The sequence below is a fragment of the Pseudoalteromonas sp. GW168-MNA-CIBAN-0100 genome (genome assembly GCF_040309225.1).
Classification (GTDB): domain Bacteria; phylum Pseudomonadota; class Gammaproteobacteria; order Enterobacterales; family Alteromonadaceae; genus Pseudoalteromonas; species Pseudoalteromonas arctica.
On record NZ_JBEOOL010000040.1, the window covers coordinates 20,338 to 37,380 of the forward strand.

Annotated in this window: 11 protein-coding genes; 10 read left to right on the forward strand and 1 reads right to left on the reverse strand. The window is 42.1% G+C overall.

Annotated features, from left to right (window positions below):
- Window positions 1–41 precede the first annotated feature (41 nt).
- From rplL to tuf, 7 genes are all read left to right on the forward strand, one after another.
- On the forward strand, window positions 42–404 hold the full coding sequence (rplL, locus tag AAEY62_RS18535) for a 50S ribosomal protein L7/L12 (RefSeq protein WP_002958882.1): 363 nt from the start codon (window positions 42–44) through the stop codon (window positions 402–404).
- Window positions 405–675: 271 nt separating this feature from the next.
- The gene (gene rpoB, locus AAEY62_RS18540; RefSeq protein ID WP_007580127.1) at window positions 676–4,701 is read left to right on the forward strand and encodes a DNA-directed RNA polymerase subunit beta; all 4,026 of its coding nucleotides are present in this window, start codon (window positions 676–678) and stop codon (window positions 4,699–4,701) included.
- 104 nt (window positions 4,702–4,805) lie between these two features.
- Entirely contained in the window at window positions 4,806–8,981 is a 4,176-nt protein-coding gene (rpoC, locus tag AAEY62_RS18545) for a DNA-directed RNA polymerase subunit beta' (RefSeq protein WP_007580130.1), read from the forward strand.
- A 194-nt stretch (window positions 8,982–9,175) separates the two neighbouring features.
- Window positions 9,176–9,550, forward strand: coding sequence for a 30S ribosomal protein S12 (gene rpsL, locus AAEY62_RS18550; protein ID WP_002958885.1), 375 nt, complete (start codon window positions 9,176–9,178; stop codon window positions 9,548–9,550).
- Window positions 9,551–9,647: 97 nt separating this feature from the next.
- On the forward strand, window positions 9,648–10,118 hold the full coding sequence (gene rpsG / locus AAEY62_RS18555; protein ID WP_010555004.1) for a 30S ribosomal protein S7: 471 nt from the start codon (window positions 9,648–9,650) through the stop codon (window positions 10,116–10,118).
- A 27-nt stretch (window positions 10,119–10,145) separates the two neighbouring features.
- Window positions 10,146–12,260 carry an elongation factor G gene (gene fusA / locus AAEY62_RS18560; protein WP_007580132.1) on the forward strand — a complete coding sequence of 705 codons (2,115 nt, stop codon included), beginning with the start codon at window positions 10,146–10,148 and terminating at the stop codon, window positions 12,258–12,260.
- 62 nt (window positions 12,261–12,322) lie between these two features.
- Window positions 12,323–13,507: an elongation factor Tu gene (gene tuf, locus AAEY62_RS18565; protein ID WP_024589451.1), complete on the forward strand. Its 1,185-nt coding sequence runs from the start codon at window positions 12,323–12,325 to the stop codon at window positions 13,505–13,507.
- Between the two features lie 463 nt (window positions 13,508–13,970).
- Here tuf and AAEY62_RS18570 read toward each other — a convergent pair whose 3' ends face one another.
- Complete coding sequence (locus AAEY62_RS18570; RefSeq protein WP_350635760.1) at window positions 13,971–14,831, reverse strand: YicC/YloC family endoribonuclease; 861 nt, start codon at window positions 14,829–14,831, stop codon at window positions 13,971–13,973.
- 179 nt (window positions 14,832–15,010) lie between these two features.
- Here AAEY62_RS18570 and rph point away from each other — a divergent pair, with 179 nt between their 5' ends.
- The 3 genes from rph to AAEY62_RS18585 are packed head-to-tail and all read left to right on the forward strand — an operon-like array spanning window position 15,011 to window position 16,824.
- Window positions 15,011–15,724, forward strand: a complete 714-nt coding sequence (gene rph, locus AAEY62_RS18575; RefSeq protein WP_002958890.1) for a ribonuclease PH — start codon at window positions 15,011–15,013, stop codon at window positions 15,722–15,724.
- Window positions 15,725–15,742: 18 nt separating this feature from the next.
- Complete coding sequence (gene pyrE, locus AAEY62_RS18580; RefSeq protein ID WP_007583381.1) at window positions 15,743–16,387, forward strand: orotate phosphoribosyltransferase; 645 nt, start codon at window positions 15,743–15,745, stop codon at window positions 16,385–16,387.
- A gap of 56 nt (window positions 16,388–16,443) precedes the next feature.
- Complete coding sequence (locus tag AAEY62_RS18585) at window positions 16,444–16,824, forward strand: diacylglycerol kinase (RefSeq protein ID WP_024591295.1); 381 nt, start codon at window positions 16,444–16,446, stop codon at window positions 16,822–16,824.
- Window positions 16,825–17,043: the final 219 nt, after the last annotated feature.

The window sequence follows — 17,043 nt, forward strand, 5'->3', positions numbered from 1 at the left end:
TTATTTGGACGTGATGTCCGTTAATTATTAGGAAATTTGTAATGTCTGTATCTAAAGACCAAATCCTTGACGCAATTGCTGAAATGTCAGTAATGGACGTTGTTGCTCTTATCGAAGCAATGGAAGAAAAGTTCGGCGTAACTGCTGCAGCTGCAATGGTAGCTGGTCCAGCTGCTGAAGCTGCTGAAGAGAAAACAGAATTTGACGTAATCCTTACTGGCGCTGGCGCTAACAAGGTTTCTGCAATCAAAGCTGTTCGTAGCGCAACTGGCCTTGGCCTTAAAGAAGCGAAAGCTCTTGTTGAAGCTGCTCCTACACCTGTTAAAGAAGGTGTATCTAAAGAAGAAGCTGAAGCACTTGCAAAAGATCTTACTGAAGCTGGTGCTGAAGTTGAGGTTAAGTAATTTAGCTTTTGCTAAGTTCGCTGCCTGAGAAATCAGGCAAGGGCTGGTGATTATTTAATCACCGGCCTTTTTGCGCTATAGAGTGATGCACTCTTTTAGTTCAAATAAAATCTGATTTTTTCTTTACTTTCAACGCTTTATAGTTTGCTAGTGTTAAAGTGAGATCTAATTAGAACAACAGTTAAATGTTGTAAAATCTTGGCATAGCTGCCAGTTAAGTCTGTTCTTACAAGAACAGGTCGGGTCAAAGATCAGCAAGCTGAGGAACCCCATGGCTTACTCTTATTCTGAAAAGAAACGTATCCGTAAGGATTTTGGTAAACGTCCACAAGTTTTGGATATACCTTTTTTACTGTCTACACAGTTAGAATCGTTTAAAAAATTCTTAGTGCCGGACGCTGATGGCGATCATGGTTTGGAAGCTGCCTTCCGTTCTGTGTTCCCTATTAAAAGCTACTCGGGAAATTCTGAGCTTCAATACGTAAGTTACCGTATTGGTGAGCCAGTTTTCGATGTAAAAGAATGTCAAATTCGCGGTGTGACTTATTCTGCTCCACTTCGCGTGAAACTGCGTCTTGTTGTTATGGACAAAGAAGCACCAGGCACAGTTAAAGACATTAAAGAGCAAGAAGTTTACATGGGCGAAATTCCGCTCATGACAGATACCGGTACTTTTGTAATCAATGGTACAGAGCGTGTTATCGTTTCTCAGCTACACCGTAGCCCTGGTGTATTCTTTGATAACGACCGCGGTAAAACCCATTCATCGGGTAAAGTATTATATAACGCACGCGTTATACCTTACCGTGGTTCATGGTTAGACTTCGAATTTGATGCAAAAGATAACTTATATGTACGTATTGACCGTCGTCGTAAATTACCGGCGTCTATCATCCTACGTGCACTAGAGTATTCTAGCGAACAAATCCTAGATATGTTCTTCGATAACACTACGTTTGAAGTAACGAATGGTAAAGTTCTTATGGAACTTGTACCTTCGCGTTTACGTGGTGAAACTGCCGCTTTTGATATCAAGAGCGAAGACGGTGAAGTATTTGTTGAAAGCGGTCGTCGTGTTACGGCTCGCCACATCAAGAGCATCGAAAAGAAAGGCATTAAGCAATTAGAAGTACCACATGAGTACATCATTGGCCGTATTGTAGCTAAAAACTATGTTGATGAGTCAACTGGTGAAGTTATTGCAAATGCAAATGACGAGCTAACTCTAGAGCTAATGGCTGAATTGGTTAAAGCCGGTTACACTAAAATTGATACGTTATATATCAATGAAGTGGACAGCGGTGCTTACATGTCAAATACATTAAACATTGACTCTGCAAGCAGCCGTTTAGAAGCACTAGTAGAAATTTACCGCATGATGCGCCCAGGCGAGCCACCGACGAAAGACGCGGCTGAAGCCTTATTCCAGAACTTGTTCTTCTCTGAAGAACGTTATGACTTATCTACTGTAGGTCGTATGAAGTTCAATAGCCGTGTTGGTTACGATACAGACACAGGCCCTGGTACATTAAGCAAAGAAGACATCGTGTCTGTTATGAAAGTATTAATTGCTATTCGTAACGGTCAAGGCGATGTTGATGATATCGATCACTTAGGCAACCGTCGTATACGTAGTGTTGGCGAAATGGCTGAGAACCAATTCCGTGTTGGTCTAGTACGTGTTGAACGTGCTGTACGTGAGCGTTTAAGCTTAGGTGACCTTGACGCAATAATGCCACAAGATCTTATTAACGCTAAGCCTATTTCGGCAGCTGTTAAAGAGTTCTTCGGCTCGTCTCAGTTATCACAGTTTATGGACCAAAATAACCCACTATCAGAAGTTACGCATAAACGTCGTATCTCTGCATTAGGTCCGGGCGGTCTAACTCGTGAACGCGCAGGCTTTGAAGTACGTGACGTTCACGTAACTCACTATGGTCGCGTATGTCCAATCGAGACTCCTGAGGGTCCAAATATCGGTCTAATTAACTCGTTGTCTACGTACGCACGTACAAATGACTACGGTTTCTTAGAAACACCTTACCGCAAAGTGGTAGACGGTGTTGTAACTGATGAAGTTGATTATTTATCAGCCATTGAAGAAGGTCAGTTTGTTATCGCACAGGCGAACTCAAACTTAACTGAAACCAATGAGTTTGTTGATGAACTTATCCCATGTCGTCACAAAGGTGAATCTACCTTTATGGGTCGCATGGACCAGCAGTATATGGATGTATCACCACAACAGGTGATCTCTGTAGCGGCAGCACTTATCCCGTTCCTAGAACACGATGATGCTAACCGTGCATTGATGGGTTCAAACATGCAACGTCAAGCAGTACCAACATTGAAAGCGGATAAGCCGTTAGTAGGTACTGGTATTGAGTTAACACTAGCGAAAGATTCTGGTGTAACTATCGTTGCTAAACGTGGTGGTGAAGTAATGTATGCTGACGCAAGTCGCATCGTTGTAAATGTACATGAAGAAGAACGCATTCCTGGTGAAGCGGGCATCGACATCTACAACTTAACCAAATACACACGTTCAAACCAAAATACATGTATTAACCAAAAACCAACTTGTATGGTTGGCGAACCGGTTACTCGTGGTGACGTGTTAGCAGATGGTCCTTCGACTGACTTAGGTGACTTAGCCCTTGGTCAAAACCTTCGCGTGGCATTCATGCCATGGAACGGTTATAACTTCGAAGATTCAATCTTGTTATCAGAGCGCGTAGTTGAAGAAGATCGTCTAACGACTATCCATATTCAAGAACTACAGTGTGTTGCCCGTGATACTAAATTAGGTCCAGAAGAGATCACTGCAGATATCCCGAATGTGGGTGAGTCTGCGCTAGGCAAGCTTGATGAATCAGGCGTTGTATATATTGGTGCTGAAGTTAAAGGCGGCGATATCCTAGTAGGTAAAGTGACTCCTAAAGGCGAGACACAGCTTACACCTGAAGAGAAGCTACTGCGTGCTATCTTCGGCGAAAAAGCGTCTGACGTTAAAGACAGCTCTTTACGTGTACCAAATTCTGTAACTGGTACTGTAATTGACGTGCAAGTTTTCACCCGTGATGGTGTTGAAAAAGATAAACGCGCGTTAGAAGTTGAAGACATGCAGCTTCGCGAAGCGAAGAAAGACTTCAACGAAGAGTTCCGTATTTTAGAAGCAGGCGTTTTAGACCGTGCACGTAAGCTACTTATAGCTGCTGGTTTTGATGAAGATAAACTTGCATCTCTAAATGCTGAAAAAGTACTTACGCAAAGCCTTGCTGAAGAAGACAAGCAAGCTGAGCTTGAGCAACTAGCTGCACAGTACGATGAACTTAAAGCTGAATACGATAAGAAGTTTGAAAACAAACGTCGTAAAATTACCCAAGGTGATGACTTAGCACCAGGCGTACTTAAGATTGTTAAAGTATACCTAGCTGTTAAACGTCGTATCCAACCGGGTGATAAAATGGCGGGTCGTCATGGTAACAAAGGTGTTATCTCGACTATCGTACCAGTAGAAGATATGCCTTACGATGACAAAGGTCGTACGGTAGATATCGTATTGAATCCACTAGGTGTACCATCACGTATGAACATCGGTCAGATCCTTGAAACACATATGGGTCTTGCTGCACGTGGTATCGGTGAACGTATTGAAGAGATGATGAAAGAGCAACGAGAGCTTCATGAGCTACGTGACTTCATCAAGCAAGCATACGAAATTGGCGAATCTCGCCAAGTTGTAGATATTGCTAGCTTCACTGATGACGAAATTCGTCGTCTAGCTGAAAACTTAAAAGGTGGTTTACCAATAGCTACTCCTGCATTTGATGGCGCGAAAGAAAGCGAAATCAAAGACATGCTTGAGCTTGCGGGCTATCCTCGTAGTGGTCAGGTTACACTTTATGATGGCCGTACTGGCGATCAGTTTGAACGTCAAGTAACTGTTGGTTACATGTACATGCTTAAACTTAACCACTTGGTTGACGATAAGATGCACGCACGTTCTACTGGTTCTTACAGCCTTGTTACTCAGCAGCCGCTGGGTGGTAAAGCACAGTTCGGTGGCCAGCGTTTTGGTGAGATGGAAGTATGGGCACTTGAAGCTTATGGTGCTGCTTACACTCTACAAGAAATGCTAACAGTGAAATCGGATGACGTGAACGGTCGTACTAAGATGTATAAAAACATCGTTGATGGTAACCATAAAATGGAACCAGGTATGCCAGAATCGTTCAACGTATTGTTGAAAGAAATCCGCTCACTGGGTATCAACATCGAGTTGGAAGAAAATTAAGCCAATTAGATGCTGCAGTTAACGCTGCAGCATCTGTTACGGCTGAATAGAATGTAGGGACGAGATTATCCGTCCTCAAGATTAACTCCGACAGGAGAGCTAAGGTGAAAGACTTACTTAAGTTTCTGAAGCAACAAAATAAGACCGAAGAATTCGATGCAATTCGCATTGGTCTTGCTTCACCAGACATGGTTCGTTCATGGTCATACGGTGAAGTAAAGAAACCTGAGACTATTAACTACCGTACTTTCAAGCCTGAGCGCGATGGCTTATTCTGTGCCCGTATTTTCGGCCCAGTGAAAGATTATGAGTGTTTATGTGGTAAATATAAACGCCTTAAACACCGTGGTGTGATCTGTGAAAAGTGTGGCGTTGAAGTAACACTCACTAAAGTGCGACGCGATCGTATGGGTCATATCGACCTTGCGAGCCCAGTTGCACATATATGGTTTTTAAAATCATTACCGTCACGTATTGGCTTAATGCTAGATATGACGCTTCGTGATATTGAACGTGTTCTTTACTTCGAATCATTCGTAGTAACTGAACCTGGTATGACAACGCTTGAGCGTGGTCAGCTATTAGGTGAAGAAGAATACTTAGATTCACTAGAAGAGCACGGTGATGAGTTTGAAGCTAAGATGGGTGCTGAAGCAGTTTTAGACTTGCTTCGTGAACTTGATCTTGCTCAATTAATTGCTGAGATGCGTGAAGAGTTACCAACAATTAACTCTGAAACTAAGCGTAAAAAAATCACTAAACGTCTTAAGTTAATGGAATCGTTCCACCAATCAGGTAATAACCCTGAGTGGATGATCATGACAGTACTTCCAGTATTGCCACCTGATCTACGCCCATTAGTACCATTAGACGGTGGTCGTTTTGCGACATCTGATCTAAATGACCTTTACCGTCGTGTTATTAACCGTAATAACCGTCTTAAGCGTCTACTAGATTTAGCAGCACCAGACATTATTGTACGTAACGAAAAACGTATGTTACAAGAAGCGGTAGATGCGCTACTTGATAACGGTCGTCGTGGTCGTGCAATTACAGGTTCTAACAAACGTCCTCTTAAATCCCTTGCTGATATGATCAAGGGTAAGCAAGGTCGTTTCCGTCAGAACTTACTTGGTAAGCGTGTAGATTATTCAGGCCGTTCTGTAATCACAGTTGGTCCTACACTTAAGCTTCACCAATGTGGTCTTCCTAAGAAGATGGCACTAGAGCTATTCAAACCATTCATCTATGGCAAATTAGAACGTCGCGGCATGGCTACGACAATCAAAGCTGCTAAGAAGATGGTTGAACGTGAAGTTCCGGAAGTATGGGATGTACTTGACGAAGTAATTCGTGAACATCCAGTATTACTTAACCGTGCACCAACACTTCACCGTTTGGGTATCCAAGCGTTTGAGCCTGTGCTTATCGAAGGTAAAGCGATTCATTTGCATCCATTAGTATGTGCGGCTTACAACGCCGATTTCGATGGTGACCAAATGGCGGTACACGTACCGTTAACAATCGAAGCGCAGCTTGAAGCTCGTGCATTGATGATGTCAACAAACAACATTCTATCTCCTGCGAATGGTGAGCCAATCATCGTTCCTTCACAGGATGTTGTATTGGGTCTTTATTACATGACTCGTGACCGCATTAACGCTAAAGGCGAAGGTGCGATATTTAAAGATCCAAAAGAAGCAGAAAAAGCATACCGCAGTGGCAATGCAGACCTTCACGCAATTGTGAAAGTACGTATTAGCCAATCAGTTAAAAACGAAGACGGCGTAGTAGAAGATACTATTACTGTTATCGATACAACTGTTGGTCGTGCGATTCTGTCTCTAATTTTACCTAAAGGCATGCCGTTTGCGTCAATCAACCAGCCGCTAGGTAAAAAGCAGATTTCTGGCTTATTGAATGAGTGTTACCGTCGTCTAGGTCTTAAAGATACAGTTATCTTTGCTGACCAAGTTATGTACACCGGTTTCCATTATGCAATGAAGTCAGGTGTTTCTATCGGTATTGATGACTTAGTTATCCCACCGGTTAAAGCACAGATAATTGAATCAGCTGAAGCTGAAGTTACTGAAATCAACCAACAATTCCAATCAGGTCTTGTAACGGCTGGTGAAAAGTACAACAAAGTTATCGATATCTGGTCACGTGTAAACGAAAACTTATCACGTGAGATGATGTCTAACTTGTCGAAAGACACAGTTATCAATGCACAAGGTGAAGAAGTAGAGCAACCGTCATTTAACTCAGTGTTTATGATGGCCGACTCAGGTGCTCGTGGTAGTGCTGCACAGATTCGTCAGTTGGCGGGTATGCGTGGTCTAATGGCACGTCCAGATGGTTCAATCATCGAGACTCCAATCACAGCTAACTTCCGTGAAGGTCTAAACGTACTTCAGTACTTCATCTCAACGCATGGTGCGCGTAAAGGTCTTGCCGATACAGCACTTAAAACAGCAAACTCGGGTTACCTAACGCGTCGTCTAGTAGACGTTGCACAAGATTTGGTAATCAATGAAGATGACTGTGGCACAGAAGATGGCTTAACAATGAAACCGCTTATTGAAGGTGGTGATGTTGTAGAAGCACTTCGTGAACGTGTTCTAGGTCGTGTTGTTGCTGAAGATATTGTGATTCCAGGTACTAATACAGTGCTTGTTGAACGTAATATCATGCTAGACGAAAAACTGTGTGATCTCTTAGAAGAGCATTCAGTAGATGAAGTTCGTGTACGTTCTGTTATCACTTGTGATAATGACTTTGGTGTTTGTGCTAACTGTTATGGTCGTGACCTAGCACGTGGTCATATCATCAACGCTGGTGAATCAGTGGGTGTTATCGCGGCACAGTCAATTGGTGAGCCGGGTACACAGTTAACAATGCGTACCTTCCACATCGGTGGTGCGGCATCTAGAGCGTCTGCAGAAAATAATGTACAAGTTAAAACTAACGGTACATTAAAACTTCATAACTCTAAGTACGTATTAAACACAGACGGTAAGATTGTTATTACCTCTCGTTCTACGGAAATTACTATCATTGATAGTCATGGTCGTGAGAAAGAGCGTTATAAAGTACCTTACGGTGCGGTATTAACAGTGCAAGACAATGCTGAAGTTCTAGGTAACGATATCGTTGCTACTTGGGACCCGCATAGTCACCCAATCGTTCTTGAGCATAAATCAAAAGTATCGTTCAGCGATATCGATGATTCAAATACTGAAGCACAGACTGATGAGCTAACTGGTTTAACCCGTGTAGTTGTAAAAGATCTTGCTAAAGTAAATACGAAAGAACCAAAGCTTATCATCGAAAGTGAAGAGCGCGGTCTGCAAGAAACACGTCTTCCTTCATTCACGACGATTGAAGTTATTGACGGCGTTACAGCAAACCCAGGTGACGTGTTAGCACGTATTCCGCAAGAAGGTTCGAAAACTCGTGATATCACGGGTGGTCTACCACGCGTAGCCGACTTATTTGAAGCTCGTAAGCCAAAAGAACCAGCTATATTAGCTGAAGTAACTGGTACAATTAGCTTCGGTAAAGAGACTAAAGGTAAGAAGCGTTTAGTTATTACTCCAGCTGAAGGTGATCATTACGAAGAGATGATTCCTAAATGGCGTCAACTTAACGTGTTTGAAGGTGAGCAAGTGTCTAAAGGTGAAGTTATCGCCGATGGTCCTGAATCACCGCATGACATCTTACGCCTACGTGGTGTGACTCATGTTGCTAACTATATCGTTAACGAAGTGCAAGAGGTTTACCGTTTGCAAGGCGTTAAGATCAATGACAAGCACATTGAAACAATTATCCGTCAAATGTTACGTAAATGTACCATTATGCACGGCGGTGATACTGATTTCTTAGCCGGTGAGCAAATCGAAGTGGCGCGCGTTAATATCGCAAACCGTGACCTTGAAAAACAAGGTAAGATACCAGCTAAGTTTGAAATCCAGTTAATGGGTATCACAAAAGCATCACTAGCAACAGAATCTTTCATCTCTGCAGCGTCTTTCCAAGAGACAACACGTGTTCTTACAGATGCGGCAGTGAATGGTAAGAGCGATGAGCTTCGCGGTCTTAAAGAAAACGTAATTGTGGGTCGTTTGATCCCAGCCGGTACCGGTTTTGCGTATCATCAAGAACGTATGGCTCGCCGTAAACAAAGCAAAGTAGTAGTAGAAGAGCAAACAGTAAGTGCAGAAGAGGCAACTCAAGCACTTACAGACGCTCTAAATGCTGATTTGTCTGGAAATCAATAAACTGTTCTTAATCAATAGATTAAGTGATCGCAAGTCAGTTATATGCTGTCTTGCGGTTAGTTTAGGTTGACAGGTTAAACTTTGCTCATTAAAATTCCGCCACCCATTTACTTGTGTGCTTAATGCAGGCTCGTAAATAAAGGGCGGATTTTTTATTTTTTTCAGTAGTAATTTTAATTTCAGGAGCTATTTAAATGGCAACTATTAACCAGCTAGTGCGTAAGCCACGCCGTAGCAAGGTTACGAAAAGTAACTCAGCTGCACTAAAAGCGTGTCCGCAAAAGCGCGGTGTATGTACTCGCGTATATACAACTACACCTAAGAAACCAAACTCGGCGTTACGTAAAGTAGCACGTGTACGTTTAACTAACGGTTTCGAAGTAACTTCATACATTGGCGGTGAAGGTCATAACCTTCAAGAGCATAGTGTAATCCTAATCCGTGGTGGTCGTGTTAAAGATTTACCAGGTGTTCGTTTTCACACTGTTCGTGGTGCACTTGACTGTGCAGGCGTTAGCGATCGTCGTCAAGCTCGTTCTAAATACGGTGCAAAACGCCCTAAAGGCTAATTGTTTTCCGTTAGTAAGGCCAAGCACTAAATATTTATAATTATTGTTTTGGGTGATTGACTCGAAAGAGCAAACCTGAATAAACCGGAGATACAAAATGCCTAGAAGACGCGTAATCGGTCAACGTAAAATTCTTCCAGATCCTAAGTTCGGATCGGAACTTCTTGCTAAATTCGTTAACATCGTGATGTTAGACGGCAAGAAATCTACTGCTGAAAAAATTGTTTATGGTGCGCTAGACGTGGCTGCTGAGAAATCAGGCAAGTCGCACCTAGAAATCTTTGAAACTGCACTTGATAACATCCGCCCACAGGTAGAAGTTAAATCTCGCCGTGTTGGTGGTTCAACTTATCAAGTACCAGTTGAAGTACGTCCAGTTCGTCGTAACGCATTAGGTATGCGTTGGTTAGTAGACGCTGCACGTAAGCGTGGCGAAAAATCTATGGGCTTACGTTTAGCTCAAGAAATCGTTGACGCTTCTGATAATAAAGGCACTGCGGTTAAGAAACGTGAAGACGTTCACCGTATGGCTGAAGCGAATAAAGCATTCGCTCATTACCGTTGGTAATCTGTCTTTAACCTTTAAGAGGATCATATGGCACGTACAACTCCACTTGAGCGCTATCGTAATATAGGTATTGTCGCTCACGTAGATGCAGGCAAAACCACCACAACAGAACGTGTTCTGTTCTACACGGGTCTTTCTCATAAGATCGGTGAAGTACATGATGGCGCTGCAACTATGGATTGGATGGAGCAGGAACAAGAGCGTGGTATCACAATCACTTCTGCTGCAACAACGTGTTTTTGGAAAGGGATGGACGCTCAATTTGACGCCCATCGTATCAATATTATTGATACTCCAGGACACGTAGATTTCACTATCGAAGTAGAGCGTTCTTTACGCGTATTAGATGGTGCGGTAGTTGTTCTTTGTGCTTCATCTGGTGTACAGCCGCAAACTGAGACAGTTTGGCGTCAAGCGAACAAATACGAAGTTCCGAGAATGATCTTCGTAAATAAAATGGATCGCACGGGCGCTGACTTCTTAGCTGTGGTTAGCCAGGTGAAATCTCGTCTTGGAGCAACGCCTGTTCCAATTCAGTTGCCTGTAGGCGCTGAGGACGACTTTAAAGGTGTTATTGACCTTATAAAAATGAAAGTGATTAACTGGAACGAAGCGGACCAGGGTATGACTTTCTCTTATGAGGCAATACCGGCAGAACTTCTGGAATTAGCTGAAGAATGGCGCTCTCACTTAGTTGAAAGCGCTGCTGAAGCAACAGAAGAACTAATGGATAAATACTTAGAAGGTGAAGAGTTAAGTGAAGCAGAAATTAAAAATGCTTTACGCCAACGAACATTAGCTAATGAGATTGTTCCAGTTACTTGTGGTAGCGCATTTAAAAACAAAGGTGTTCAAGCTGTGCTTGATTGCGTTGTTGAATATATGCCCTCACCAGAGCAAGTGAAACAAATCCAAGGTATCTTAGAAAATGGTACTGAGGAAGAACGTCCAGCTAATGATAAGGCGCCGTTTGCTGCACTCGCTTTTAAGATTGCAACAGACCCGTTTGTTGGAACCTTGACCTTTTTCCGTGTTTACTCTGGTACTGTTAAACAGGGTGACACGGTATATAATCCAGTAAAAAGTAAGCGTGAGCGACTTGGCCGTATCGTACAGATGCATTCAAACTCTCGTGAAGAGATCAAAGAAGTTTTCGCAGGCGACATCGCGGCAGCTATTGGTCTTAAAGACGTAACAACAGGTGAAACACTGTGTGATCCGAATTCTATTATTACGCTTGAGCGTATGGAATTCCCTGAACCAGTAATCTCTATTGCGGTTGAGCCTCGCACTATAGCTGACCAAGATAAGATGGGTATCGCGCTGGGTAAACTAGCTGCTGAAGACCCTTCTTTTCGAGTACAAACTGACGAAGAATCAGGCCAGGTTATAATCTCTGGCATGGGTGAACTTCACCTAGATATCATCGTCGACCGTATGAAACGTGAATTCAGTGTTGAATGTAACGTTGGTAAGCCGCAGGTCTCATACCGAGAAGCTATTCGTTCAACTGTTAAGGTTGAAGGGAAGTTTATACGTCAGTCAGGTGGTCGTGGTCAATATGGTCACGTTTGGATTAAACTTGAACCGATGGATATTACGGATGATGAGTCACCAATTTACGAGTTCGTTAACGAAACCGTAGGTGGTTCTGTTCCTAAAGAGTTCGTCCCTGCGGTAGACAAAGGTATCCAAGAGCAAATGTCTCAAGGTGTACTGGCAGGCTACCCATTACTTGGCGTTAAAGCGACTTTATATGATGGTTCATTCCATGATGTAGATTCGAATGAAATGGCATTTAAAATAGCAGGTTCACTGGCAATGAGAGATGGGGCGCTTAAAGCTAACCCTGTACTACTAGAGCCAGTAATGAAGGTTGAAGTACTCACTCCTGATTCAAATATGGGTGATGTAGTTGGCGACTTAAACCGTCGCCGCGGCATAATCGAAGGCATGGAAGATGCATTAGGTGGACTTAAGCAAATTAATGCGCAGGTTCCTCTTTCTGAAATGTTTGGTTATGCGACTGCTTTACGATCTGCAACACAGGGCCGTGCCTCATACTCTATGGAGTTTGTGAAGTACGCTGAAGCCTCTAAAAACGTTGCAGATACAATAATTTCAGCTCGCGCTGTTATATAATTTTAGCTTGTCTGGCTCAATAGTGAGTCAGGCTTTAATTTCTTTATTAGGAATTTTTTAAGATGGCAAAAGAAAAGTTTGAACGCGTAAAACCGCACGTAAACGTTGGTACAATTGGCCACGTTGACCACGGTAAAACTACACTAACTGCAGCAATCACTAACGTACTTGCAAAAGTATACGGCGGTGTTGCTAAAGATTTCGCATCAATCGACAACGCTCCAGAAGAGCGCGAACGTGGTATCACTATTTCAACGTCTCACGTTGAATACGATACTCCTTCACGTCACTACGCACACGTAGATTGTCCTGGTCACGCCGATTATGTTAAAAACATGATCACTGGTGCTGCTCAAATGGACGGCGCGATCTTAGTAGTTGCTGCGACTGATGGCCCTATGCCACAAACGCGTGAGCACATCCTTCTTTCTCGTCAAGTTGGCGTTCCTTACATCATCGTGTTCATGAACAAATGTGACATGGTAGATGACGAAGAGCTACTTGAACTAGTAGAAATGGAAGTTCGTGAACTTCTTTCAGAATACGATTTCCCAGGTGATGACTTACCTCTAATTGCTGGTTCTGCGCTTAAAGCGTTAGAAGGCGAGAAAGAGTGGGAAGATAAGATTGTTGAGCTTGCAAACGCACTTGATACTTACATCCCAGAGCCAGAGCGTGACATCGATAAGCCTTTCATCATGCCTATCGAAGACGTTTTCTCAATCCAGGGTCGTGGTACAGTTGTAACTGGTCGTGTTGAAGCTGGTATCATCCGCATCAATGACGAAGTAGAAATTGTTGGTATCAATGATACAACTCGTTCTACTTGTACTGGTGTTGAAATGTTCCGTAAGCTTCTAGACGAAGGTCGTGCTGGCGAAAACATCGGCGCACTTCTACGTGGTACTAAACGTGAAGACGTTGAACGTGGTCAAGTACTAGCTAAGCCTGGTTCAATCAACCCACATACTACATTCACTTCAGAAGTATACGTGCTTTCGAAAGATGAAGGTGGTCGTCATACTCCATTCTTCAAAGGTTACCGTCCACAGTTCTACTTCCGTACAACTGACGTAACAGGTGACGTACAGTTACCAGATGGCGTAGAAATGGTAATGCCTGGTGATAACATCAAGATGACAGTAACTCTAATCGCACCAATCGCGATGGATGAAGGTCTTCGTTTTGCTATCCGTGAAGGTGGTCGTACTGTAGGTGCTGGTGTTGTAGCAACTATCGTAGCGTAATTATTAGCCTAGCTAATTTTTACCAAAAAACCCGAGCTTAGTCTCGGGTTTTTTAATGTCTAAAATAAAGTGTCATATAAAAGCGGTGTTCCTACCTTTGGCCTAAAGTAACTATCGTAGAGAAATTAATAACCTAGCTAATTATTAATAACTGAGTTTAATCTCGGGTTTTTTAATATCTAAAATAAAGTGTCATATGAAGGTGGCGCTCTTACTTTAGGCGTAGGTGCGTTGTAGTAACGTTCAAAGCGTAATTATTAGCCTAGCTAATTATTACCAAAAAGCCCGAACTTAGTCTCGGGCTTTTTAATGCCTAAAATAAAGAGTGATTTGAAGGTGAGAATCTCACATAAGATGAAGATGCTTGGTAAAAACATTCAAAATATTATTATTGGTATTAATAAAAAACCCGAGCCAAGCCCGGGTTTCGATAAGTTATGAATATGTCATAATTAGCTGAAAACTATTCAATATTTTGGATCTGTTCTCTCATTTGTTCTATCAACACTTTTAGCTCTACAGCGGCAGTAGTGATGTCACTATTAATAGACTTAGATGCTAGCGTGTTAGCTTCACGATTAAATTCTTGCATCATAAAATCTAGGCGGCGGCCGCATGCGCCACCTTTTTTAAGGATTTTTTTAGTTTCTTTAACGTGAGACTTTAAACGATCTAATTCTTCAGCCACGTCTTGTTTTTGCGCAAGATAAATAAGTTCTTGTTCAAGGCGTGACTCGTCAATGTTTGCTGTTAAGTCTTCTAGCTTTTGAACCAGTTTTTCACGCTGCCACTTAGCAATCTCAGGCATGTGCGTTTCTACAATTTCTACTTGCTCTAAAATCGCATCAAGGCGGATTGCTATCATTTCTTCAAGGTTTGCACCTTCATCGCCACGAGCTGATTTAAAATCTTCGATTACTTGATCAAGACCAGCAATTAGTGCTGTATTAACGCTATCCATATCAAGCTCTTCAGCTTCCATAACACCAGGCCAACGTAATATATCAACAGGATTAATGTCGCCATTACTTTGCTGTTGAACCCATTTAGCGCTATTTATAAGTTGCTCAGCAAGGGCTTGGTTAATTGATAGCTCACCAACATGGGCAGGATTTGCTACAAATTTTAAAAAAACCTCAACTTTACCGCGTTGTAAGTGTTTGCGTAAACGCTCACGAATAACTGGCTCCATGCCACGAAATTGCTCTGGTGCGCGAATAAATGTTTCAAGGTAACGCTGGTTCACTGAACGAACTTCCCAAGTGCCAGTTCCCCAATCGCCTTTTATTTCGCGACGCGCATAAGCTGTCATACTGTGGATCATGGATATTTTCCTAAATTTATAAATACAATATTACGATGATTATACCGTAACACCGCTTAAGCTCTAGGGAAAATTTAATACACTGAATATTTTGCATACAGCTATTTATTTAAATCAGCATGGTATCTATACCCACATACACTTATAATGTCGCAAATTCTGAATTAAGGGGATCGTCAATGCGTCCAAGCGAAAGAACACCTAACCAAATTAGACCTGTTACATTTACACGTAATTATACTTTGCATGCTGAAGGCTCAGTACTTGTTGAGTTTGGTAACACCAAAGTACTTTGTACAGCGACTGTCGAATCGGGCGTTCCTCGTTTCATGAAAGGTCAGGGTAAAGGTTGGATCAATGCTGAATACGGTATGTTACCGCGAGCAACGCATACGCGTAATGCTCGAGAAGCTGCACGTGGTAAGCAGGGCGGTCGTACTATGGAAATTCAACGCTTAATTGCACGTGCACTTCGTGCTGCCGTTGATTTAAAAGCACTTGGCGAAAACACAATCACTATTGACTGTGATGTAATCCAAGCAGATGGCGGTACACGTACTGCTTCTATAAGTGGTGCATGTGTTGCACTTGTTGATGCACTAACGCACATGCGTGCAAAGGGTATGATTAACTCAAACCCACTTAAGCATATGATTGCAGCTATTTCGGTAGGTATATATAAAGGCCAAGCAATTAGCGATTTAGAATATATTGAAGATTCAGCAGCAGAAACTGATATGAATGTAATTTTAACCGAAACAGGTAAAATTATAGAAATTCAAGGTACAGCCGAAGGCGAACCTTTCTCGTTTGATGAGCTAGATGAGTTACTTACTTTAGCTAAACATTCTATTCGTGAAATCATTGACGTACAAAAGCAAGCATTAGCATAAATAGGTAGGCCACTAGATATGAAAGATTATCAAAAAGAGTTTATAGAATTTGCTCTAGAGAAGCAGGTATTAAAATTTGGTGAGTTTACTTTAAAGTCAGGGCGCATAAGTCCTTACTTTTTTAATGCCGGTTTGTTTAATACAGGTCGTGACTTAGCACGTTTAGGTCGTTTTTATGCATCAGCATTAGAAGATTCAGCGATAGAGTACGATGTACTATTTGGTCCCGCGTATAAGGGTATCCCAATAGCGACAACGACGGCAGTTGCATTAGCAGATCACCATGATAAAGATGTACCGTACTGTTTTAACCGTAAAGAGAAAAAAGCACACGGTGAAGGTGGTACATTAGTAGGCTCAGAACTCAATGGCAAAATAATGCTAGTTGATGATGTAATTACCGCAGGTACCGCTATTCGTGAGTCTATGGAAATTATTGCACAAAATGGTGCAGACCTTAGTGGTGTTTTAATTGCATTAGATCGCCAAGAAAAAGGTAAAGCCGAGTTATCAGCTATTCAAGAAGTTGAACGCGACTTTAATACCAAAGTAATTTCTATTGTAAAATTAGCAGACCTTATTAGCTACCTTGAAAACCAAGGAACGATGGGCGAGCATTTAGCCTCAGTTAAAGCTTACCGTGATCAATACGGCGTAGCATAAATAAAAAGCCTCGCAGTGCGGGGCTTTATTTTGACCTTCATTCATAGAGTTTATTAATGAAAGATGTATTAAAACCAAATGGCTTAGGCCTCAAACGCGTTTTCAAAGCAACCTATTGCTCCTATCTTGGCTTTAAAGCAGCATTTAAAGAAGAAGCTGCATTTAGACAAGAGCTATTACTAAGCCTTATATTATTCCTCACTTCATTTTGGCTTGCTTCATCATTATTACACTGGGCAATACTAATTAGCTCACTGCTTATTATTCTAATTGTTGAATTGCTAAACTCTGCCATTGAAGCATTAACAGATCGAGTAAGTACAGAATTGCATGTATTGTCAGGTAGAGCCAAAGATATGGGATCTGCAGCCGTAACACTTTCATTAACGATCGTATTGATCATATGGGGTGTAAGTCTTTATATGAAGATCGTTTAAGCTTACTTTTAATATTAGTGAAGTTTAAACACCTTTAGTTGTTAATAATTTGCTAGTTATGTTGTATTTTTAACGTGTTTAGCTCAAATACTCAGCGAACAGCACATTATTTCAAGTTTTCTTCAAAAAAGGGTTGATCTGCTTTCGGATCTCCCTATAATGCGACCCCACTGAGACGGGAAACGCCAACGCATAGCGAGGCACGAACAACTCAGGGTG